This is a genomic window from Salinicola halophilus, from assembly GCF_003206155.1.
Classification (GTDB): domain Bacteria; phylum Pseudomonadota; class Gammaproteobacteria; order Pseudomonadales; family Halomonadaceae; genus Salinicola; species Salinicola halophilus.
This window is the reverse complement of record NZ_PZJV01000002.1, coordinates 477,086-498,944: the sequence shown is the minus strand read 5'-3', so window position 1 is coordinate 498,944 and position 21,859 is coordinate 477,086. Positions and strand designations below refer to the sequence as shown.

Annotated in this window: 18 protein-coding genes; 9 read left to right on the top strand and 9 right to left on the bottom strand. The window is 64.6% G+C overall.

What is annotated here, in order from left to right:
* Positions 1-11 precede the first annotated feature (11 nt).
* From rpsA to DOM33_RS09900, 7 genes are all read right to left on the bottom strand, one after another.
* Positions 12-1,691 carry a 30S ribosomal protein S1 gene (rpsA, locus tag DOM33_RS09930; protein ID WP_110668457.1) on the bottom strand — a complete coding sequence of 560 codons (1,680 nt, stop codon included), beginning with the start codon at positions 1,689-1,691 and terminating at the stop codon, positions 12-14.
* 210 nt (positions 1,692-1,901) lie between these two features.
* Positions 1,902-2,582, bottom strand: coding sequence for a (d)CMP kinase (gene cmk / locus DOM33_RS09925; protein ID WP_110668454.1), 681 nt, complete (start codon positions 2,580-2,582; stop codon positions 1,902-1,904).
* Positions 2,579-4,807, bottom strand: coding sequence for a bifunctional prephenate dehydrogenase/3-phosphoshikimate 1-carboxyvinyltransferase (locus DOM33_RS09920; protein ID WP_110668451.1), 2,229 nt, complete (start codon positions 4,805-4,807; stop codon positions 2,579-2,581). The genes cmk and DOM33_RS09920 overlap by 4 nt, the downstream gene beginning before the upstream one ends.
* 34 nt (positions 4,808-4,841) lie before the next feature.
* Positions 4,842-5,939 carry a prephenate dehydratase gene (gene pheA / locus DOM33_RS09915; protein WP_110668449.1) on the bottom strand — a complete coding sequence of 366 codons (1,098 nt, stop codon included), beginning with the start codon at positions 5,937-5,939 and terminating at the stop codon, positions 4,842-4,844.
* Between the two features lie 40 nt (positions 5,940-5,979).
* Positions 5,980-7,071: a 3-phosphoserine/phosphohydroxythreonine transaminase gene (serC, locus tag DOM33_RS09910; RefSeq protein WP_110668447.1), complete on the bottom strand. Its 1,092-nt coding sequence runs from the start codon at positions 7,069-7,071 to the stop codon at positions 5,980-5,982.
* 57 nt (positions 7,072-7,128) lie between these two features.
* On the bottom strand, positions 7,129-9,888 hold the full coding sequence (gene gyrA / locus DOM33_RS09905; protein WP_110668445.1) for a DNA gyrase subunit A: 2,760 nt from the start codon (positions 9,886-9,888) through the stop codon (positions 7,129-7,131).
* Between the two features lie 172 nt (positions 9,889-10,060).
* The gene (locus DOM33_RS09900; RefSeq protein WP_110668443.1) at positions 10,061-10,501 is read right to left on the bottom strand and encodes an acyl-CoA thioesterase; all 441 of its coding nucleotides are present in this window, start codon (positions 10,499-10,501) and stop codon (positions 10,061-10,063) included.
* Between the two features lie 166 nt (positions 10,502-10,667).
* Here DOM33_RS09900 and DOM33_RS09895 point away from each other — a divergent pair, with 166 nt between their 5' ends.
* The 3 genes from DOM33_RS09895 (at position 10,668) to DOM33_RS09885 (ending at position 13,877) form a co-directional block, all read left to right on the top strand.
* Entirely contained in the window at positions 10,668-11,594 is a 927-nt protein-coding gene (locus DOM33_RS09895; RefSeq protein ID WP_110668441.1) for a recombination-associated protein RdgC, read from the top strand.
* Positions 11,591-12,787, top strand: coding sequence for a 1-acyl-sn-glycerol-3-phosphate acyltransferase (locus tag DOM33_RS09890; protein WP_110668438.1), 1,197 nt, complete (start codon positions 11,591-11,593; stop codon positions 12,785-12,787). Before DOM33_RS09895 ends, DOM33_RS09890 begins: the two co-directional genes overlap by 4 nt.
* A 232-nt stretch (positions 12,788-13,019) precedes the next feature.
* The gene (locus tag DOM33_RS09885; RefSeq protein ID WP_110668436.1) at positions 13,020-13,877 is read left to right on the top strand and encodes an RIO1 family regulatory kinase/ATPase domain-containing protein; all 858 of its coding nucleotides are present in this window, start codon (positions 13,020-13,022) and stop codon (positions 13,875-13,877) included.
* A 53-nt stretch (positions 13,878-13,930) separates the two neighbouring features.
* Here DOM33_RS09885 and DOM33_RS09880 read toward each other — a convergent pair whose 3' ends face one another.
* Positions 13,931-15,382 (bottom strand): TrkH family potassium uptake protein, encoded by a 1,452-nt coding sequence (locus DOM33_RS09880; protein ID WP_239495314.1) that lies wholly within the window; start codon positions 15,380-15,382, stop codon positions 13,931-13,933.
* Positions 15,383-15,652: 270 nt separating this feature from the next.
* On the opposite strand from DOM33_RS09880, the gene DOM33_RS09875 reads away from it, so the two are divergent.
* Positions 15,653-15,937 (top strand): hypothetical protein, encoded by a 285-nt coding sequence (locus DOM33_RS09875; protein WP_110668432.1) that lies wholly within the window; start codon positions 15,653-15,655, stop codon positions 15,935-15,937.
* An 82-nt stretch (positions 15,938-16,019) separates the two neighbouring features.
* Here the strand turns inward: DOM33_RS09875 and DOM33_RS09870 are convergent, their stop codons facing one another.
* A complete protein-coding gene (locus tag DOM33_RS09870; RefSeq protein ID WP_110668429.1) occupies positions 16,020-16,520 on the bottom strand; it encodes a pilin in 501 nt (166 codons plus the stop codon).
* A gap of 287 nt (positions 16,521-16,807) precedes the next feature.
* On the opposite strand from DOM33_RS09870, the gene pilB reads away from it, so the two are divergent.
* The 5 genes from pilB (at position 16,808) to yacG (ending at position 21,761) form a co-directional block, all read left to right on the top strand.
* Positions 16,808-18,532, top strand: a complete 1,725-nt coding sequence (gene pilB / locus DOM33_RS09865; RefSeq protein WP_110668427.1) for a type IV-A pilus assembly ATPase PilB — start codon at positions 16,808-16,810, stop codon at positions 18,530-18,532.
* A 77-nt stretch (positions 18,533-18,609) separates the two neighbouring features.
* The gene (locus DOM33_RS09860; RefSeq protein WP_110668424.1) at positions 18,610-19,836 is read left to right on the top strand and encodes a type II secretion system F family protein; all 1,227 of its coding nucleotides are present in this window, start codon (positions 18,610-18,612) and stop codon (positions 19,834-19,836) included.
* A gap of 118 nt (positions 19,837-19,954) precedes the next feature.
* Positions 19,955-20,806 (top strand): prepilin peptidase, encoded by an 852-nt coding sequence (locus DOM33_RS09855; RefSeq protein ID WP_110668677.1) that lies wholly within the window; start codon positions 19,955-19,957, stop codon positions 20,804-20,806.
* Between the two features lie 26 nt (positions 20,807-20,832).
* Complete coding sequence (gene coaE, locus DOM33_RS09850) at positions 20,833-21,522, top strand: dephospho-CoA kinase (protein ID WP_239495327.1); 690 nt, start codon at positions 20,833-20,835, stop codon at positions 21,520-21,522.
* The gene (gene yacG / locus DOM33_RS09845; RefSeq protein WP_110668422.1) at positions 21,519-21,761 is read left to right on the top strand and encodes a DNA gyrase inhibitor YacG; all 243 of its coding nucleotides are present in this window, start codon (positions 21,519-21,521) and stop codon (positions 21,759-21,761) included. Before coaE ends, yacG begins: the two co-directional genes overlap by 4 nt.
* Positions 21,762-21,859 lie beyond the last annotated feature (98 nt).

Genomic DNA, 21,859 nt, shown 5'->3' with positions numbered 1-21,859 from the left:
GAATCGCGAGATCAGTCCTGGCTCATCTGCTGCTTGATCAGATCACCGATGGTGGTCGGACCGTTGACGTCGTCTTCCTGCTGATCGCGAAGCTTCGTCATGTTGCGGCGCGTATCGACCTGATCCTTCGCTTTGATGGACAGGTTAATGACGCGACTCTTGCGGTCGACGTTGATGATCTTCGCTTCGACGTTGTCGCCTTCGTTCAGCACGTTGCGCGCATCTTCCACGCGGTCGGCGCTGATTTCCGAAGCCTTCAGCACGGCAACGACATCGGTCGCCAGCTCGACGTGAGCTTCCTTGGCATCGACTTCGACGATGCGGCCAGTGACGACGGCACCCTTGTCGTTGACGGCCAGGAACTCGGAGACCGGATCGGACTCGAGCTGCTTGATGCCCAGCGAGATGCGCTCACGCTCCGGATCGATCGAGAGAATGACGGCTTCCGCTTCGTCACCCTTCTTGAACTGACGAACCGCTTCTTCGCCCGCTTCGCTCCAGGAGATATCGGAAAGGTGCACCAGACCGTCGATGCCGCCTTCTAGCCCGATGAAGATACCGAAGTCGGTGATCGACTTGATGGTACCCGCAACGCGGTCGCCCTTGTTGTAACGGCCGCTGAAGTCTTCCCACGGGTTGGTGGTGCACTGCTTGATACCCAGGGAGATACGACGACGCTCTTCGTCGATATCCAGCACCATGACTTCGACGTCATCACCGACCTGAACGACCTTGGACGGATGGATGTTCTTGTTGGTCCAATCCATTTCGGAGACATGGACCAGACCTTCGACACCCTCTTCCAGCTCGGCGAAGCAGCCGTAGTCGGTCAGGTTGGTCACCGTGGCGTTGACCTTGGTGCCTTCCGGATAGCGGTTGACGATGTTGACCCAGGGATCTTCGCCCAGCTGCTTGAGGCCCAGCGAAACGCGGTTGCGCTCACGGTCGAACTTCAGCACCTTGACGTTGATCTCGTCGCCAACGGCCACGATTTCGCTCGGATGCTTGATGCGCTTCCAAGCCATGTCGGTGATGTGCAGCAGGCCGTCGACGCCACCGAGGTCGACGAAGGCGCCGTAGTCGGTGAGGTTCTTGACGATACCGTTGATCTGCTGGCCTTCCTGAAGCGTGGCGAGCAGCGCTTCACGCTCGGCGCTGTTCTCGGCTTCGAGAACGGCACGACGGGAAACGACGACGTTGTTGCGCTTCGGATCGAGCTTGATGACCTTGAAGTCCAGCTCTTTGTGCTCGAGGTGCGCGGTATCGCGAACCGGACGCACGTCGACCAGCGAACCCGGCAGGAACGCACGGATGGAGGAGACGTCGACGGTGAAGCCGCCCTTGACCTTGCCGTTGATCACGCCCTTGACGATCTCGTCCTTCTCGAAAGCCGCTTCCAGCTCTTTCCACGCTTCGGCGCGCTTGGCCTTCTCGCGGGACAGGCGGGTTTCACCGAAACCGTCTTCGACGGCTTCCAGCGCGACCTTGACTTCGTCACCGACCGCAATGGTCATCTCACCGTTGTCGTCGCGGAACTGCGCGACGGGGATCTGACCTTCGGACTTCAGACCGGCGTTGACGGTGATCCAGTCACCTTCGATGTCGACCACGGTTGCCATGACGATGGCACCGGGCTCCATGTTGATGTCCTGGAGAGATTGTTCAAACAGTTCAGCAAAGCTTTCGCTCATGTGATTCCTACGTAATCAACGTTGATGACGGTCAAGACCGCCTTCCTCCGTACCACCAGCGAGCACGGGCCTTATCGACATATCCCTGGGGACGTTGGCGCTGGTTGGACATACCGCGACTTGGCATGCGTGGTCGCGGCACATCTTGACATCTTGCCAGGGGCCCCGGAACGGAAGTGTGTCATTGGCTATCGCCATACGCCGCCGACCTCAGGTCAGCTGGCGCTCGACGATCAGCGTTTCGATACGCTTCACGACTTCCGGTATATCCAGCTGCGTGGTGTCGAGCTCGACGGCATCGATTGCCGGCATGAGCGGCGCCACCTCTCGCTGCATATCACGCGCATCGCGCGCTTGGATTTCTTCCAAAAGGGTCGAAAGTCTAGCATCCTCCCCTGCCTCGCGCAATTGGCGGTGACGCCGCTTGGCACGCTCCTCGGCCGAGGCGGTGAGGTAGATCTTGAGCGGCGCGTCGGGAAAGACCACCGTCCCCATGTCGCGCCCATCGGCGACCAGCCCGGGGCGCTTGCGAAAGTCCCGCTGACGCTGGAGCAGCGCTTCGCGAACCACCGGGAGGGCCGCGACCCGCGATGCCGCGCCCCCGACCTCTTCCCGACGAATCTCGCGGGTGACGTCGTCACCCTCGAGCATGATGCTCGCCCGGCCGTCCTCGACGGCGAAGACCACGTCGAGATCGCGGGCCTGCTCGGCCAGGCCGGCAGGGTCGTCGGTGGCAACGCCTTTGCGCAGCGCGGCGAGCGCCGTCAGCCGATAGAGCGCGCCGGAGTCCAGCAGATGCCAGCCGAAACGCTCGGCGATCATGCGGCTAATCGTGCCCTTGCCGGCACCGCCGGGGCCGTCGATGGTCACGATCGGCGTCGAGTCGCTCATGCCGTCACCTCCTCGAGCTGCAGCCCCACCCGGTTCGCCAGCGTGACGAAACCGGGAAACGAGGTCGCGACGTTGGCGCAGTCATCGATCAGGATGGGGGAACTTGCCCGCAACGCGGCCACGGTGAATGCCATGGCGATGCGGTGGTCGCCGAGGCTATCGACGTGACCGCCGGCGTAGTTGGCGTTCTCGCCGCCCTTGCCGACGATATCGATGCCGTCCTCGAAAACCGTTGCCTCCACGCCGAGCACGGCGAGGCCGTCGGCCATCGCCTGGATGCGATCCGACTCTTTCACGCGAAGCTCCTCGGCGCCGCGTAGACGGGTCGTGCCCTCGGCGTTGGCCGCGGCGACGAACAGCGCCGGGAACTCGTCGATCGCCAGCGGCACCTGATCGACCGGAATATCGATGCCCTGCAGCGGTGCGTAGCGAATGTAGAGGTCGGCGACCGGCTCGCCGCCGACTTCCCGCGGGTTTTCCAACCGCAGGTCCGCGCCCATCAACTTGAGGATATTGATCACCCCGACGCGCGTGGGATTGACACCGACGTGCTCCAGCACGAGATCCGAGCCCGGCGTGATCGCCGCGGCGACGAGAAAGAAAGTGGCCGAGGAGATGTCCGACGGCACGTCGATCGGCGCGCTGGTCAGCGACCCGCCGCCCTCGAGACGCGCAACGTCACCCTCTCGGGTCACCGCATAGCCAAAGCCATTGAGCATGCGCTCGGTATGGTCACGCGTCGGGGCGGGCTCGCGAACACGAGTCTCGCCAGCGGCGTAGAGCCCCGCCAGCAGCAGACACGACTTGACCTGCGCGCTCGCCATCGGCATATCGTAATCGATGCCCTTGAGCGGCTGGCTACCATGGATCTTGAGCGGCGGACGTCCTCCCTCGGCGGTGTCGATCGTCGCACCCATCAGCCGCAGCGGGTCAGCCACACGTGCCATGGGTCGCTTGGTCAGCGACGCGTCTCCGGTGAGTTCGCTATCGAACGCCTGTCCGGCGAGCAGCCCCGCGAAGAGGCGCATCGCGGTACCGGAGTTGCCCACGTAGATCGGCCCGGCGGGCTTTTCGAGCCCGTGAAGGCCCACGCCATGGATGGTGACGCGCCCCTGATGCGGCCCTTCGATCGCCACCCCCATATCGCGAAATGCCTGCAGCGTGGCCAGACTGTCCTCGCCTTCGAGAAAGCCCTCGACCTCGGTCACGCCATTGGCGAGGGCGCCCAGCATGATCGAACGGTGGGAGATGGACTTGTCGCCGGGCACGCGAATTCGCCCCGAGACCGCCACACCGGGCGCTGCCCGGTACTGAACCTGTCGTGCTTCCATGGTCTGATAACTCGTCTGATTCAACAGCGTTTCGAAATAGTGCCGCGCATGGCTGGCGCGATCGAAGGTGCCCAGCATGGCATCGCTATCACCCTGCTCGACCGCCGTCCGCAGGCGCTTGAGCCCCGCTTCGAAGTCGTCGAGCGCACCCAGTACCGCATCACGGTTGGCGGTGAAGATATCTCGCCACATCACCGGATCGCTGCCGGCGATCCGCGTGAAATCACGAAAGCCGCCTGCCGCGTAGCGAAAGATCTCGAGACGGGCATCCTGGCGTGCCAGCGTATCCACCAGCGAGAACGCCAGCAGATGGGGCAGATGGCTGGTGCGCGCCAGCACCTGATCGTGCTCCGCCATCGACATCTCGAGGACCTGTGCGCCGCAGCGCTGCCAGAGCGCGCGCACGGCGAAGACCGCTTCCGGGTCGGTCGCCGGTGTCGGCGTCAGGATCACCTTGTGCTGACGATAGAGCACCGGGTTGGCGGCAGCGACACCGCTCTTTTCCGAGCCGGCGATCGGATGACCCAGCACGAAACGCGGCGGGAAGCCGCCCATCGCCTGCACGACGGCGTCGTGTACCGCCCGTTTGGTGCTGCCGACATCGGTGACGATGCGCTCGCCCAACAGCGGCGCCAATTCCCGCAGTACCGAGGCCATGGCCAGCACCGGCACGGCCAGACAGACGATGTCGCTTCTCGCGACGAGCGGTGCCAGCTGAGCGCCGCCGCCGTCGATGACCTGCATCGCCAGCCCGGTCTCGATCTCGTCGGGGTTGCGGTCGAAAGCCAGAATCTCGCCGCCGAAGCCGTTGGCCTTGAGCGCCGCGGCGAGAGAGCCACCGATCATGCCCAGGCCAACGATCAACAGCGTCGGCTCGGTCTCCGACTCACGCATCCTGAGCGTCTCACGAGGGGATTCGCCCCGCATCCTAGAGAACACCGATCGGATAGGAGCCCAGGATCTTCATGTTCGAGGCGTGCCCGCGCACCTCTTCGAGGACCTCGAGCACGCCGGCATCGTCGACATGCCCCTTGAAGTCGATGAAGAAGACGTAGTTCCAGGCGCCGTGGCGCGAGGGGCGGGTCTCCAGGCGGGTCAGATCGATGCGATGGCGATGGAACGGCTCGAGCAGGTCGTGGAGCACGCCGGGCTGGTTGCGCATGTCGACCACGATCGACGTCTTGTCGGTCCCGGAGGGCGGCACCGACTCGTTACCGATGATCAGAAAGCGCGTGGAGTTGTCCGGGCTGTCCTCGATCTTCTCGGCGACGTGATCGAGCTCGTAGAGCTGGGCGGCCATGTCGCCGGCGATCGCCGCGCTGTGCCACTCGCTCTTGACCAGTCGCGCCGCCTCCGCGTTGGAGGAGACCGCCACTCGCTCGGCGTGCGGGTAGTGCGCATCGAGCCACTTGCGACACTGGGCAAAGGACTGCGGGTGCGAGTAGATGCGCGAGATCTTGTCCCGGCGGGTGATGCTCGAGATCAGCAGGTGATGATGAATTCGCAGCACCACCTCGCCGCTGATATGCAGGCCCGAGTCCATGAAGGAGTCGAGCGTATGGTTGACCACCCCTTCGGTGGAGTTCTCCACCGGCACCACGCCGTAGTTGACTGCACCGGCCTCGACCTCGCGAAACACCTCGTCGATCGCCGCCATCGGCAGGCTGATGGCGCTATGCCCAAAGTGCTTGAGTGCCGCCTGCTGAGTGAACGTTCCTTCCGGCCCGAGATAGGCGACCTTGATCGGTTTCTCCAGTGCCAGGCAGGCGGACATGATCTCGCGAAACAGCCGCGCCATCTCTTCAGCATGCAGCGGTCCCGGGTTGTTCTCCATCACGCGGCGCAGCACCTGCGCTTCGCGCTCCGGTCGATAGAAGACCGCATCAGGGTCGTCCGTCGTCTTGACGTGAGCGACCCTGGCGGCGCACTCGGCGCGCTCGCTGATCAAGCGCAGCAGCTCGGCGTCGAGCGTATCGATGCGCTGGCGCAGTGCCGAGAGGTCCTGCGGTTCGGAGTGTTCGCTCATGAACGTGTCCTGACTGGCTCCCGTAGTGAAACCGCCCGCTCTAACCGCGGCGGCGCTCGAAATCCTGCATGAAGGTGGTCAGTGCTGCCACGTCCGCCTCGGTGACGGCGTTGTAGAGGCTCGCACGCATGCCGCCCACGCTGCGGTGCCCCTTGAGATTGAGCAGTCCTTCGGCCTCCGCTTCTTCCAGGAAGCGGCCATTGAGCGAATCGTCCGCCAGCGTGAACGGGACGTTCATCAGCGAACGGCTGGCCGGCGCGATCGGATTGGCGTAGAACTCGCTGGCATCGATGGCGTCATAGAGCGCCTGGCTCTTGCGTCGGTTGATCGCCTCCATCGCGTGCAGCCCGCCGATGTCGTCTTTCAGCCACTCGAAGACCAGCCCGGCCAGATACCAGGCGTAGGTAGGCGGCGTGTTGATCATCGAGTCGTTGTCGGCGTAGACCTTCCAGCCGAGCAGCGACGGCGTCCGTGCGACGGCGCGGTCGAGCAGATCTTCGCGCACGATCACCACCGTGATGCCGGCAGGACCGATATTCTTCTGCGCGCCGGCGTAAATGACGCCGTACTGGCTGACGTCCAGCGGGGTGGAGAGAATCGACGACGACATGTCGCAGACCAGCGGCAACCCGGCCGAATCGACCTCGGGGACATAGTCGAAGGCGAGGCCTCCGATGGTCTCGTTGTGACAGTAATGCAGATAGGCGGCGTCGGACGACAGCGCGATCTCGTCGGCCCGCGGCACCCGAGCATAACCCGACGCCTTCGTCGAGGCGGCGACGTGCCCCGCCCCCAGATGATCGGCCTCCTTGATCGCCTTGGTCGACCAGATGCCGGTATCCAGATAGTTCGGCGTACCCCCGCCGCCCAGCAGGTTGAGCGGTACGCAGGCGAACTGCATCGTCGCCCCGCCCTGCATGAACAGCACGCGGTAGTTGTCGGGAATCGCGAGCAGCTCGCGGAAGTCGCGCTCGGCCTTGGCGGCAATCGCCTCGAAGGTCGGGCTGCGATGACTCATCTCCATGACCGACAGGCCCTGGCCGCGGTAGTCGAGCATCTCTTCGCGAGCGCGTTCCAGTACCGCCGAGGGCATCGCAGCCGGGCCGGCGCAGAAGTTGTGCAGACGTGTCATTGTCGAAGTTCCTAAAGCCACACCAAGTCGGCGCCGAGCGACCGGCGCCGACGCTCTTCAGTCGTCGCTGTCGCGCGGGGTGTCGTCACCGCTGGCCGGTGCCGCATCGTCGGCCTCGTCGGCGGCTTCCGAGTCCACTGGGGTCTCTGCCGCCGCCTCGCCGTCGATCGCCTCACCTTCGACCGCCTCGTCTTCCAGCACCGGCACCTCCTGCGGCTCGTCGACGCGCACCGTCTTGACCAGGCACTCGCCTTCGCTGGTCCGAATCAGCGTGACGCCCTGGGTGTTACGCGCGCTGATCGAGACTTCGGAGACGCGCGTTCTCACCAGTGTCCCGCGATCGGTGATCAGCATCATCTCGTCGCTGGAGCGGACCTGCATCGCGGCGACCAGGGCGCCGTTACGCTCGGTGGTCTGCATCGCTATGACGCCCTGGCCGCCTCGGCCGCGAATCGGGAATTCTTCGAGCCGGGTACGCTTGCCGTAACCGTTCTCGGAGCCGGTAAGGATATAGATCTGCTCGTCGCTGCCGCTCTCTGCGCTGGCCTCGTCGGCTTCGACTTCGGCATCGGCGTCGACGTCGATGGTCTGACTCTGCGGAATGATCAGGCTAATCACCTCGGCACCGTCGGCCAGGCGCATGCCGCGAACGCCGCGAGCGGTGCGGCCCATCGCCCGCACGTTGCCCTCTTCGAAGCGGATCGCCTTACCGTTGGAGGAGAGCAGCATGACGTGGTCGGAACCGGACGTGATCGCCGCGCCCACCAGTCGGTCGCCCTCGTCGAGATCTAGCGCGATCAGACCGACGCTACGCGGCCGCGAGAACTGATCCAGCGAGGTGCGCTTGACGGTGCCGTGCGCGGTCGCGAAGAAGATGTAGCTATCGGGGTTGTAGTCGCGCACCGGCAGAATGGCGTTGATCGCCTCGCCCTCGTCCAGCGGCAGCAGATTGACCAGCGGTTTGCCGCGGGAGCCGCGGCTGGCGTTGGGCATCTCGTAGGTCTTCAACCAGTAGACCTTGCCGCGGTTGGAGAACAGCAGCATGGTGTCGTGGGTCGAGGCGACGATCAGATGCTCGATCACGTCCTCGTCCTTCATGCTGGTCGCCGACTTGCCGCGACCACCGCGTTTCTGCGCCTGATAGTCGGTGATCGGCTGCGTCTTGGCGTAGCCGCCGCGAGAGAGCGTGACCACCATGTCCTCTTCGGCGATCAGGTCTTCCATGCGCAGATCGAGACGGCTGGTATGGATCTCGGTGCGGCGCGCGTTGCCGTACTGCTCGCGAATCGACTCCAGCTCTTCGCGGATCACCTCGAGCAGGCGATCGGGCGAGGCCAGAATGTGATTCAACTCGGCGATGCGCTTGAGAATGCCCAGGTACTCGTCGAGCAGCTTCTCGGTCTCGAGGCCAGTGAGGCGATGCAGACGCAGCTCGAGGATCGCCTGGGCCTGCGCCGGCGAGAGTCGGTAGAGACTGCGATCGTCGGAGAGGCCGAAACCCTCCTCGAGATCCTCGGGCTTGCAGGACGTCGCGCCGGCGCGATCGAGCATGCCCGTGACCTGCCCTGGCTGCCATTCGCGGTCGAGCAGCTTCTCTTTCGCCTCTGCCGCATTCGGCGAGGCCTTGATCAGCTCGATCACCTCGTCGATGTTGGAGATGGCGACCGTCAAGCCTTCGAGAATGTGACCGCGTTCGCGTGCCTTCTTGAGCTCGAACAGCGTGCGCCGGGTCACCACCTCGCGGCGGTGGCGAATGAACGCCTCCAGCAGCTGCTTCAAGTTGAGCGTCTTCGGCTGGCCGTCGTCGAGAGCCACCATGTTGATGCCGAAAACGGTCTCGAGCTGGGTATGGGCGAACAGGTTGTTCACCACCACGTCGCCGGATTCGCCGCGCTTGACCTCGATCACCACGCGCAGCCCTTCCTTGTCGGACTCGTCGCGAAGCTCGGCGATGCCTTCGATGCGTTTCTCTTTGACCAGCTCGGCGATCTTCTCGATCAGCCGCGCCTTGTTCACCTGATAGGGAAGCTCGGTGACGACGATATGATCGCGCCCGCTCTTCTTGTCGAACTCCACCGTGTGCTTGGCGCGCACGTAGATGCGGCCCCGCCCGGTGCGGTACGCCTCGACGATACCGGCGCGACCGTTGATGATGCCGGAAGTCGGGAAATCGGGACCTGGGATGTACTCCATCAGGTCATCGATCGTGAGGGTGTAATCGTTGATCAGCGCCAGGCAGCCGTCGATCACCTCGACCATGTTGTGCGGCGGAATGTTGGTCGCCATGCCGACGGCGATACCCGAGGCGCCGTTGATCAGCAGGTTCGGTACTTTCGTCGGCAGCACTTCCGGAATGCGTTCGGTACCGTCGTAGTTGTCGACCCAGTCGACCGTGTCTTTCTCGAGATCGGCGAGCAGCTCGTGGGAGAGCCGCGCCATGCGCACTTCGGTATAACGCATCGCCGCGGCGTTATCGCCGTCGATGGAACCGAAGTTGCCCTGACCGTCGACGAGCACGTGACGCATCGAGAACTCTTGCGCCATGCGCACGATGGTGTCGTAGACCGCGCTATCGCCGTGAGGGTGATACTTACCGATCACGTCGCCGACCACACGCGCCGACTTCTTGTAGGGTTTGTTCCAGTCATTGTTGAGCTCGTGCATCGCGTAGAGCACGCGACGATGCACCGGCTTCAGACCATCGCGGACGTCCGGCAGCGCACGTCCGATGATGACGCTCATCGCATAGTCCAGATAGGACTGCTTGAGCTCATCCTCGATGTTGACCGGCAAAATTTCTCTGGCGATATCACCCATGGGTCGTCAAATCCTTTGCGCCACTGCCGCGAACGAGGTCCGTCCGCGGCAGCGTTAATGAAGCCCCGACAAGGCAACTGAACGAGTCAGCCGTACAATCCCGGGATCATACCATTTCAGGGGCTTCAAAGGCAGGCATGTACCCGTGTACGCCCGCTTTTCTCCCTCCGCGTCAGTGAGGCTCCCGCGTCGAATCCAGTGCCGTCACCAGTGGCGCCAGACGCTCGCGCCACTCGCCGTCGAGCGCGATCACCTCGTGGCTGCGCTGGTCCAGCAGCACGAAAGTGAGCGAGGCCGTCACCACCGCCTCACCGCTGTCGCGATGCACGATCTCGTGGCCCACGGTCCCGCTGCGCCCGCCAAGGCGTGAGAGACAGGTCCGAACCTCGAGATCGTCGTGCATTACCGCCGCCCGGCGATAGTCGATGTTGAGATTGACCGCCACCAGCGCGACCCCGGCGGCCAACGACTTGGCGAATTCCGGATGCGCGTCGACGAAAGCCCAGCGCCCCTCCTCCAGGAACTCGAGATAGCGGGCGTGATTGACATGGCCGTAGCCATCCAGATGAAAGCCGCGCACGCGAACGTGCGTCACGGTGATGCGTGAATCCATGGGTCTCTCCTCGATCGTTGGCGTGGCTGCTCGCGCAAAGCTCGTGGCTCGTGGCTAAAAAACATACGCTCGTTTGAAACGCACCGCCAAACGACGATGGTCTGCCTCGGTGGCAAGCCCGGGGTCGTTTCGCCATAATGTGCCCCCTTTCAAACGGAACGGGCGCATGTGGTTCAAGCATTGTCATCTGTATCGCTGCCATGATCTGGAGGTCCTCTCACTCGAGGATCTGGAAGAGGCACTGGCAGCATCGGCGTTTCGCCCCGTCTCGGATCGCGAGGCACGTCGCGTCGGCTGGACCGCGCCGGCCGGTCGTGCCAGCGAGCAGCGCGTACACGAAATCCAAGGTCACCGGCTGATGGCGATGCTCCGTCAGGAGCGTCTGCTGCCGGCCGCGGTGGTCAACGAAGAGGTCAACGAGCGCCGCGAGGCTCGCGAGCAGGCCGAGGGGCAGCCGCTGTCGCGCCGCGAACGTCAGCTGCTCAAGGAGCAGGTGATGGAAGAGCTGCTGCCGCAGGCCTTCACGCGGACGCAGCGGGTCGAGCTGTGGTGGGATACTCAGCGACGCCTGATCGGCATCAACGCGGCCAGTCGCAAGCGCGCCGAAGAGGTGCTCGACCTGCTGCGCCAGACCCTCGGGTCACTGAAAGTGACGCCGCTGGCGACCAAGACGCCGCCGGCTCGCGGGATGACGCAGTGGCTGAGCGACGCCGGCAGTCGCCCGGAGAGTCTCGTGCTGGGCGATCAGGTCGAACTGCGCGCCGCCGAGGACGACGGCGTACTGCGGGCTCGCCAGGTCGATCTGGACAGCGAGGAGATCCAGTCGCTGCTGGAAAACGGCCGACAGGCGAGCCAGCTGAGCCTGGGTAGCGAGGGCGTGCTGCGTACAGTGCTGCACGACGATCTGGCGCTCAAGTCGCTGGCATTCGACGACGCCGTGCTCGACGAAGCGAGCCAGAGCGAGGATGGCGACGACCCTGCCGTGCGCCTGGAAACCGACTTCGCGCTGATGTCGCAGGCGCTTTCGACCTTCATCGAACAACTGATCGACTGGCTCGGCGGCGAAGCCGACCCGTCGACGCCGAGCCCATGATGCCAAACGACGGCTCCAACAGCGCCGAAGCCGCAATCGATCTCGATCGTTTCGCCGACATTCGTCCCTATCACGACGACGAAGTCGCCGACGTGCTCGCGCACCTGGCCCACGACAGCGAACTGCTCGACGCCATCACCCGCTATCGCCTGCCAAGGCTTGCGAAGGTGGCGCCGCCGCTGGCGCGCGCCATTGCCAGTTTCCGGCTGCAGCGCGAGATGCGCGGCGTCAGCACGATTCGCGAATTCCAGCAGCGCATCGCTCACTACATGGCGCACATGATCAGTCGCACCACGCGCGGCTTCAGCGTCGAAGGGCTCGACAAGCTCTCCCCGGACGAGGCGTACCTGTTCATCGGCAATCACCGGGACATCGCCCTCGACCCCGCCTTCGTCAACTACGCCCTATACGACGGTGGCCACGACACCGTGCGCATTGCCATCGGCGACAATCTGCTGCAGAAGCCCTTCGTCACCGACCTGATGCGGCTCAACAAGAGCTTCATCGTGCCGCGTTCGGCGAAGGGCAAGCGCGCGATGCTGGCCGCCTATCAGTCGCTCTCCGGCTACATTCGCCACTCGATCACCGACGACAACCACTCCGTATGGCTCGCCCAGCGTGAGGGGCGCGCCAAGGACGGTATCGACTGCACCGACACCGCCATCGTCAAGATGCTCTGCATGGCACGCCGGGCCGAGGAGAAGGACGCCGCGGTCGGCAACGCGATTCGCGAGCTCAAGATCGTGCCCGTCTCGATCAGCTACGAGTTCGACCCCTGCGACATCAACAAGGCCCGCGAGCTCGAGGCCAAGCACTCTTCCGGGCACTACGACAAGGTGGAGTTCGAGGACATTCGCTCCATCGTGACCGGCATTACCGGTGACAAGGGGCGGGTCAAACTGGTCTTCGGCGAGCCGCTGTCGGCGGACTTCGACACGCCCGATGCCGTGGCCGAAGAGATCGACCGCCAGGTCCTCGAGCACTATCCGCTCTTTCCCAGTCATCAGCTGGCGCTCGCCGAGACCGGCCTGGCGCCGGATCTGGTGGATCTCTCGACAGTCACGCCGGAAGATCGCGAACGCTTTCGCGCCCGCCTCGCCTCGGTGCCGCCGGCCCTGCGCCCCTGGTGGCTGCGACAGTACGCCAACCCGATCCTCAATCGGGCGGGGCGCATCGCGCTCGACGACGCCTGACCTCACCCCTGTCACCGACACGTCGCGCACCCCCTTCAGCAACGCGATGCCCTGAGAACGACGCCACCGCCTTTAGGTGGCGTCGTCGTTTCCGCGGGCACCTTCCCCGCCGCCGGGAGCGCTGCCGGTGTCACCTCTGTGTAACTGTCGGTGAACATTCGCCCTGGCGCCGTTGCCGTCGATTTCTTAAAATGAGATTAAGTTTAGCGATCTAATTAGTTTCAATCTCATTATGTCATCCTCATCGCCTTCCTCCGCCGACGCCCCTCTCGTCGCCGGCAACGCCACGACCGACGCGAATGCCGAGCAGTGCGCAGCGTCCCAGCCGTTCATCGAGCAAGAGCCGTTCGACCAGAGCGCCCCAGTCGCAGACCGGTCTTCTACGTCCCACTGCGGCGACGCGCCCGCTTCGGACGACACGAGCGAGGGCGCCGCTCGAACGCTGCAGCGTGGCAAGGGGCTGCTCAAGGCCGACGTCGTTCTGACGTGTCACGACGGCCAGCCCGTCATCCGCAAGGACTATACCCGCTACGCCGATAGCTGGCTGGCGCTCCCGGCGCGCCTGCTGGTGCGCCGCGAACGTCGCCTGCTCGAACGCCTCCACGACTGGCCGCACGCGCCCCGCGTGGTGGCCCAGCTCGGCAAGCTCTCACTGCTGATCGAGTACGTTCCCGGCGAGCTGCTGAGCGAAGTCGATCCCGGCACCCCGGCCTCCTTCGTTCAGCTGATGACGGCGCTCACCTCGCTGCATCGCGCCTCCGTGGTTCACAACGACGTGCGCGGTTCCAACGTGATCCTGAGCCGCGGGCGGGTCGTGCTGATCGATTTCGCCTCCGCCCTCTATCTCCCCGGCGGGCGGGCGTTGCGCTTTCTGCTCAAACCGCTACGACGCAGCGACCTGGCGAGCGGCCTCAAACTCAAGGCGCGACTCTCCGGCGAGCCACTGACTGCCGAAGAGAACGCCCTGCGCCAGAAACCGCGCTGGCAGCGAGCGATCCAACGGGGCTGGAAGCAGCAGTGGCTGCCGCGGTTGAAGCGCCGCTTCGGCGAGCGTCGAACGACTATGGCGGGCGATGACGCCGCCGACTGAAGCGACCACCCGGCGCGGCAGGAAAGAGAGTGTGGGAAGCGGCTTCGAACCGGCTACTTGCGCCAGAAAAACGGCATCAACAGCACCAGCACGGTGAGAATCTCCAGACGCCCCATCAGCATGCCGAGGCAGAGGATCCACTTCGCCGCATCCGGCAAGGGCGCGAAATTGCCTGCCGGCCCGATGGTGTCGCCGAGACCCGGGCCGACGTTGGCCAGCGCCGTGGCCGCCCCGGTCACCGCCGTGACCATGTCGAGCCCCAGCGCCGAGAGCGCCAGCGCGAAGACGGCGAAGGTGAGAAAGAAGAAGAACGAGAAGGCGATGACCGCGCGCACCACTTCGTCGCTGAGCGGCCGGCCGTTGTAGCGCTGGGCGAACACGCCGCTGGGATGCACCAGGTAGCGCAGCTGATTGAGCAGCGTCAGCCCGCCCACCTGGAAACGAAAGATCTTCATGCCGCCGCTGGTCGAGCCCGAGCAGCCGCCGACGAAGGTGATGAAGAAGAACGTCGTCACTGCCAGCGGCCCCCACAGACTGTAATCGGCGCTGGCGTAGCCCGTCGTCGATACCACCGAAATCACGTTGAAGGTGACGGCCGTCAACGCCGCGAACGGCGCTTCGTCGAAGGCCGCAACGCGATAGAGCGTAAGCGCGGCGACCACCACCGCCAGCAGCGTCACCAGACCGCGTACCTGCTGATCGCGCCACAGCGCACCGTGGCTGTCGCGGATCAAGCGAATGTAGAGCACGAACGGCAGCGCCCCGGCCAGCATGAACAGCGACCCCAGCCAGAGAATCAGCGGGCGGTCCTGATAGATGCCGAAAGAGGCGTCGTAGTTGGCGAAACCGCCGGTGGAGACCGAGCTCATGGCGTGCACCACGGCATCCAGCGTCTCCATCCCCGCCAGGCGATAGCTGAGAATCGCCGCCAGCGTGAAGACCAGATAGATTAGACCGGAAGCCTTGGCGATGCCCCCGGCCCGCGGCAGCACCTTGTCCGACCAGTCGGAGGATTCGGTCTGGAACAGCCGCATGCCGCCGACCTTCAGAAACGGCAGGATCGCGATCGCCATGACGATGATGCCGATGCCGCCCATCCACTGCATCAGCCCGCGCCAGAGCTTGAGACCGTCCGACAGGTTCTCGATCCCGCTCAGAATGGTCGAGCCGGTGGTGGTGATCGCCGAGACGGACTCGAACACCGCGTTGGTAAAGGAGAGCTGCGGCGCCCCCAGCACCAGCGGCAGGCTGGCAAAGGCGCTGATCGCCACCCAGCTCGAGGTGGTGAGAATGAACATGTGGCGCGTCTTCAGCTCCACCGGCGTGCGCCAGGTCCACGCCAGCAGCACGACCACCGTGGCCACGATCACGCCGATCGACTTCAGAAACGCCCACAGATCCGGGTCGTTCTCGAGTCCCAGCAGCACGATCGGCGGCAGCATGAACGCCGCCAGCACCGCCAGCAGCAGCGCCAGCACTTTGAAAATCGGTTTGGCGTCTTGCACGGGGACTCCTTCGTCCGCATCAGGCCTTGAACGACTGGCGATCATAGGCGAAAGCCGGTCGGCGCGACAGCCGAGTACGCCGGCTCGCACCGCGCCGACGGCCTTCGCCGCCCTGGTCGCCGTAGTTGCAACAGACGCCATAGATGCCATAGCCGCCTGTGCTATCGTGGCGCCATCCACGCGCTCGCCGCCGCCCATCGCTCGACCTCAGCGCCGCGGTGGCGCGCCGAGACGAATCGATCGAACGACAGAACCCGCAAGGAGAGACCCATGAGCTCGGCATCGGAAATGCAGAAGGTCCGCGTCATTCACGAGCTGCGCGCCTTCATCAAGAAACTGCTGCAGGACCCGGCCATTCTCGAAAGCTCGCTGGCCATCGCCAAGCGGCACTCCGACGGCGGCCGCGACGCACAGGCGTGGGCGCAGATCGCCAACGAGATCTCGGACACCACCAGTATTCATATCCCCGAGGATCCGGCGGAACACTCCGAGGCGGACAAGCTGTTTCTGGAGGTGCTGCGGGAAGTCGTGGGAGAGGAGAAAGGGCTTTATTGAAGGGGGAAGCTGTAAGCCGGAAGTTTCAAGAAGTAAGAAAAGCAGAAAGGCCGGCGAGTGCCGGCCTAGCACTTAAACGCAATTACGTGTCGTCACCCCCGTCTGCGTCGCAATTGGAGACGTATTGCTCAGGAACAGTAGTGGTACAGCTCCAGCCCCACTCATCAGCGGTCTCTTGATAAGTATAGGTAACTTGATTCTCTCCCTCGCCTGTTAGCGCAGGACTAGCCTCTGTGCCATCGGTACCGAACTGATATGTAAGAGTTGCGCTTACATCTTGCCCAGTTCCATTTATAACGTCATCGCCATCTGCGCCGGTTATCGACCCATATTGGCCCTGGCGATTGATTCCTAAGGTTTGTACCGTTGCATTTGTAGCACCTTGGTCTACTCGCTCCTGTACAGCAACACGTGCCCCACCCAGCATCGTGTGAGCTTCGGAGAACTGCGACCTTGCTACGTAGTTCTGATACTGCGGAATCGCGATGGCCGCGAGGATGCCAATAATCGCAACGACGATCATGAGTTCGATCAGGGTAAAACCGCCCTGCCGGTGTGCCTGCTGACCTTTGTTCTGCTGCATCGAAGTTCCCTTCCCCTGCCGTGCCGAATCGATGGTTGAAGACGCCGAGCACGACACCCGTCGCGCGGCGTGGGCGTGTGGCCGCGTCGTATCGCGTCCGCATGGCGCCGGCGCGCCCGGACACGATACCGACTGACTACGTCACGTTACGCAAACTCACACATCGATCCCTATCGGCAGTCGTCAAGTAAACTTAAAGAAATCGATAAGAGCGCCGATAGCGTGGGGCATTATCGCCGGTTTCCCGCGCCCACGCGTACCGGCTCTCGATTCAAAGAGGCGTCGTTATGCCGGAAACCGTGCCCCAGCGGGCGCAGAGCCATCTCGCCCAGCGCTTCGTCGAACAGGGGCTGATCAGCGCCGCGGCGCTGGAGACGGCGAGCCGTGCGGCGAGCGAGGCTCAGCAGACGCTGCTCGAGTATCTGGTGCGCAACGGCCAGGTCGATCCTCGCGCCGCGGGAGAGCTGGCCGCCCGTGAATACGGCCTGCCGTTTCTCGATCTCACCCACGTCGACTGGGATCAGCTGCCCATCGTCGAGCCGATCGCCGACAAGGTCGTGCGGCGCTTCCAGGTACTGCCGCTCGCCCGCGACGATCGCCGGCTGACGGTGGCGATCGCCTTTCCGGCCACGCTCGCCAGGCTCGACGAGCTGCAGTTCACCACCGGGCTTGCCATCGAGGGCGTGCTGGTGCCGTTCGATCAGCTGGAGCGGGCGCTGGCCAAGCGCTACCGCAGTCAGGAGACCTCCGGCATGCTGGAGGCGCTGGATCAGGCCAGCGAGTCGCTCACCCTCGACAGCAGCGAGCTCGATCTCGAGAACGAGGCCAAGGCGTTCGACGGCGGCGAGGACGACGAACCGATCGTGCGCTTCGTCAACAAGATCCTGCGCGATGCCATCAATCGCGGCGCCTCCGACGTTCACTTCGAGCCTTACGAGGCGAGCTATCGGGTGCGCTTTCGGATCGACGGCATGCTGCTCGAGATCGCGCGCCCGCCGCTCACCCTACGTACGCGCCTGGCCGCCCGTTTGAAGGTCATGGCACGCCTCGACATCTCCGAGCGCCGGCTACCCCAGGACGGGGCGATGAAGATTCGCCTCGACGCCACGCGCGCCATCGACTTTCGCGTCAACACGCTGCCCACCGTCTTCGGCGAGAAGATCGTGCTGCGTCTGCTGGACGCCCAGACGGCGAGCTGGGGAATCGACGCGCTGGGCTTCGCGCCGCACCAGCGAGCGCTCTTCGAAGCGGCGCTCGCCGAGCCGCAGGGAATGATTCTGGTCACCGGGCCCACCGGCAGCGGCAAGACGGTGACGCTCTATACCGGCATCAACCGGCTCAATACCGAAGAGCGCAACATCTCCACGGCGGAGGACCCGGTCGAACTCAAGGTGCCGGGGGTCAACCAACTCAACGTGCAGCCGCGTATCGGGCTCGATTTCGCCAGCGCCCTGCGCGCCTTTCTGCGCCAGGACCCCGACGTGGTGATGGTCGGGGAGATCCGCGATCTGGAAACCGCCGAGATTGCGGTGAAAGCGGCGCAGACCGGCCACCTGGTGCTCTCGACGCTGCACACCAACTCCGCCGCCGAAACGCTGACGCGCCTGCGCAACATGGGGGTGGCGAGTTTCAACATCGCAAGCTCGGTGTCGTTGATCATCGCCCAGCGGCTGGCGCGCAAGCTCTGCCCGCGCTGCAAGACACCCGCCGAGCTCCCCGACGAGGTGCTCCGCGCCGAAGGGATCGAATCCGAGCGTCTGGCCAGCGCCACGCTCTATCGCGCCGTGGGCTGCGATCACTGCACGCTGGGCTACAAGGGTCGCATCGGCATCTACGAAGTGGTGCCGGTGAGCGAGACGATGAGCCAGATGATCATGAATGACAGCCACGCTCTCGATCTCGCTCGACTGGCGCGTCGCGAGGGTTATCCGGGGCTTCGCCAGAGCGGCCTGGCAAAAGTGCTCGAGGGCGTCACCAGCCTCGAAGAGATCAATCGGGTGACCACGGACTGACGAAGAGGTGGCCCCAGCCGGGCGGCCTGCCGCTCGCACCGTCGTCACCGATACCGATACCCGCTCAGGAGCCATCGATGGCCAACTCATTCAAACCGCCCAAGCGTCTGGTGCTCCACCGCTGGCAGTGGCGCGGCAAGAACCTGCGCGGCGAAACGATCGACGGCGAGCTCATCGCCAGTGAGATCGATGAGGTGCGCCGCGAGCTCGCGCGCCAGAAAGTGATCGTCAAACGCATCACGCGCAAGACGAGCTTTTTCGGTCTGGGCCGTATCAAGTCCCGCGATATCACGCTCTTCTCGCGCCAGCTGGCAACGATGATTCGCGCCGGCGTGCCGCTGTTGCAGGGCTGCAAGGTGGTGGCGGAGACGCTCAAGAACCCGGCGATGCGCAATCTGGTCGAGACGCTGGCCAACGACGTCAGCGCAGGGTCGAGTCTGTCCGAGGCCCTGGCCAAGCATCCCGCCCGCTTCGACCGCATGTTCGTCAACATGGTCGCCGCCGGCGAGCAGGCCGGTGCGCTGGATCAGATGCTCGAACGCGTCGCCAACTACCGCGAGAAGATCGAAACCCTCAAGGGCCGCGTCAAGAAAGCGCTCTACTACCCCATCGCGGTGATCGGCGTCGGGCTCGGCGTCACCGCGCTGCTGCTGATCAAGGTCGTACCGCAGTTCGAAAGCCTGTTCGCCGGCTTCGGGGCGGAACTGCCGATGTTCACGCGCTTGACCATCCACCTCTCCGAACTCGCCCAGGCGCACTGGTGGCAGGCGATTCTCGGCGGCATCGCGGTGTTCTTCGGGCTGCGCCAACTGATGAAACGCTCGCCGCGCTTCGCCTATCGACTGCACCAGCTGGTGCTCAAGCTGCCCGTACTCGGCAATATCGTCGACAAGAGCTCGATCGCGCGCTTTTCCCGCACGCTGGCGACCACCTTCAATGCCGGCATTCCGCTGGTCGAGGCGCTGGGAACCGCCGCCGGCGCCACCGGCAACCAGGTCCATCAGCGCGCCATCGACAGTATTCGCGAGGACGTGGGCAGCGGTCAGCAGCTCAATTTCGCCATGCGTCGGACCCGCGTCTTCCCGGTCATGGCCGTGCAGATGGTCAGTATCGGCGAGGAGTCCGGCGAGCTCGATGCCATGCTCGACAAGGTGGCGGACTTCTACGAAGAGGAGGTCGACAATCAGGTCGATGCCCTCACGTCGCTGCTCGAGCCACTGATCATCGTCGTGCTCGGCGTTCTGGTGGGCGGCCTGGTGGCCTCGATGTATCTGCCGATCTTCCAGATGGGTTCAGCCATCTAGGCGCCAGCCAACGAGAATTCGCGTTCGCCAAGTCGAACGCAACGCCTCAAAGCCCGGGTCCGAATGCGTTACCCTACGCGCTCGTTTTTCCCTTCCCGCTCGACCGGAGTCTCTCTTGCTGGAACCATCCCCTCTACTGCTCTGGCCGTTCGTCTTCCTGCTCGGGGCGGTCCTCGGCAGCTTTCTCAACGTGGTGATCGTGCGCCTGCCGGTGATGCTGATGCGCCGCTGGCGCGCCGAGGCGCAGATGGCGCTGTCGCTGGAGACGGACGTCGAGTCGCCCTACAACCTGGCGACGCCGCGTTCGCACTGCCCGAGCTGCGGCAACTTCATCGCCTGGCACGATAACCTGCCGCTGATCGGCTGGCTCAAGCGCCGCGGGCGCTGCGCGAGCTGCCACACACCGATCAGCGTCCAGTATCCTCTGGTCGAGCTGCTCGGCGGCCTGGTGGCGGTCAGCCTGGTCGCCGTACACGGTCTGGCGTGGCCGACGCTGTGGCTATTGGGAGCCTGCCTGACGCTGCTGGCGCTGGCCGTGATCGACTGGCGTACCCAGCTGCTGCCGGATGCGCTGACGCTGCCGCTACTCTGGGCCGGACTACTCTATCAGCTACTGCTGAACCCGCTGATGCTGACGAGTGGCGTCCTCGGGGCGGTGGCGGGCTACTTGAGCCTCTGGAGCGTTTACTGGTCGTTCAAACTGACCACGGGCAAGGAGGGAATGGGCTACGGTGACTTCAAGCTGATGGCCGCACTCGGCGCCTGGCTGGGCTGGCAGAGCCTGCCGCTGCTGCTGCTGCTCTCTGCCGGACTCGGCGCCCTCGTGGGTATCGCGCTGATCGCCGCTCGTCGACATCAGAGAGACCAGCCGCTGCCGTTCGGCCCCTTCATCGCGCTGGCGGGCTGGGTGGTTCTGCTACTCGGCGAGCCGCTGATCGGCGCCTACCAGGCGCTGCTGCTGGGCGTTTGAGATCGGTTGAGGAGAGATCCATGACGATGGCGAAAGCGGCCGAAGCGACAGATGCAACCCCGATGACGCCGCCCGAGCCGGGGCCGATCATCGGCGTGACCGGCGGTATCGGTTCGGGCAAGAGCGCCGTGGCGCGCACCTTCGGCGAGCTGGGCATCGGCTGGGTCGACGCCGACGATGTCGCCCGCCAAGTGGTGCGGCCGGGCGAGCCTGCGCTGGCAGCGATCGTCTCCCGCTACGGTCGCGGCATCCTGCTCGACGACGACACGCTCGACCGCCGCGCCCTTCGACAGCGCATTTTCGACGACCCGGCCGAACGCGCGTGGCTCGAGGGGGAGACCCACCCACGCATCCGCCAGCGGCTCCGGGAACACCTCGCCCGGCTGCGGCGGGAAGGTCCCTACTGCCTGCTGGTATCGCCGCTGCTGCTGGAGTCCGGCCAACGCGAGATGATCGATCGCCTGCTGGTCGTGGACGTGCCCACCGACATGCAAATCGAGCGTACGCTGGCGCGCGACGGCGTGGAACGACGGCAGGTCGAAGCGATCATCGCCGCCCAGGCGCCCCGAGACGAGCGACTTGCAGCGGCGGATGACGTCATCGACAATAGCGCCCCGCTCGCCCAGCTGCGCGAGGCGGTCGTCGCGCTCGATGCGCGCTATCGCCAGCTGCATCGACAGCCAACGCCAACCTCGACTTCCAAGGGTGCCTCATGACTTCCGGCCAAGACTCTCGCGACGCCTCCGGCAAGCGCCCGCTCACCGTGCCCTGCCCGCAGTGCCGGACCGCCGTCGAGTGGACACCCGACAACGCCTACCGCCCTTTCTGCTCCAAGCGCTGCAAGCTGCTCGATCTCGGCGCCTGGGCGGATGGCTCGCACCGCATTGCCGGCGAGCCGCACATGGACGAGACCCAGCTCGACGAGCTGATCGACAAGCTCGAACGCGGCGAGTGATCTGCCTGACCCGCCGACATTCGCCAGACTTTCTCTAGCAGTCAATGACAGACGCCGCTCTAAAGGAGCGGCGTCTGTCGTTTCGGCTCGTGGCTCGT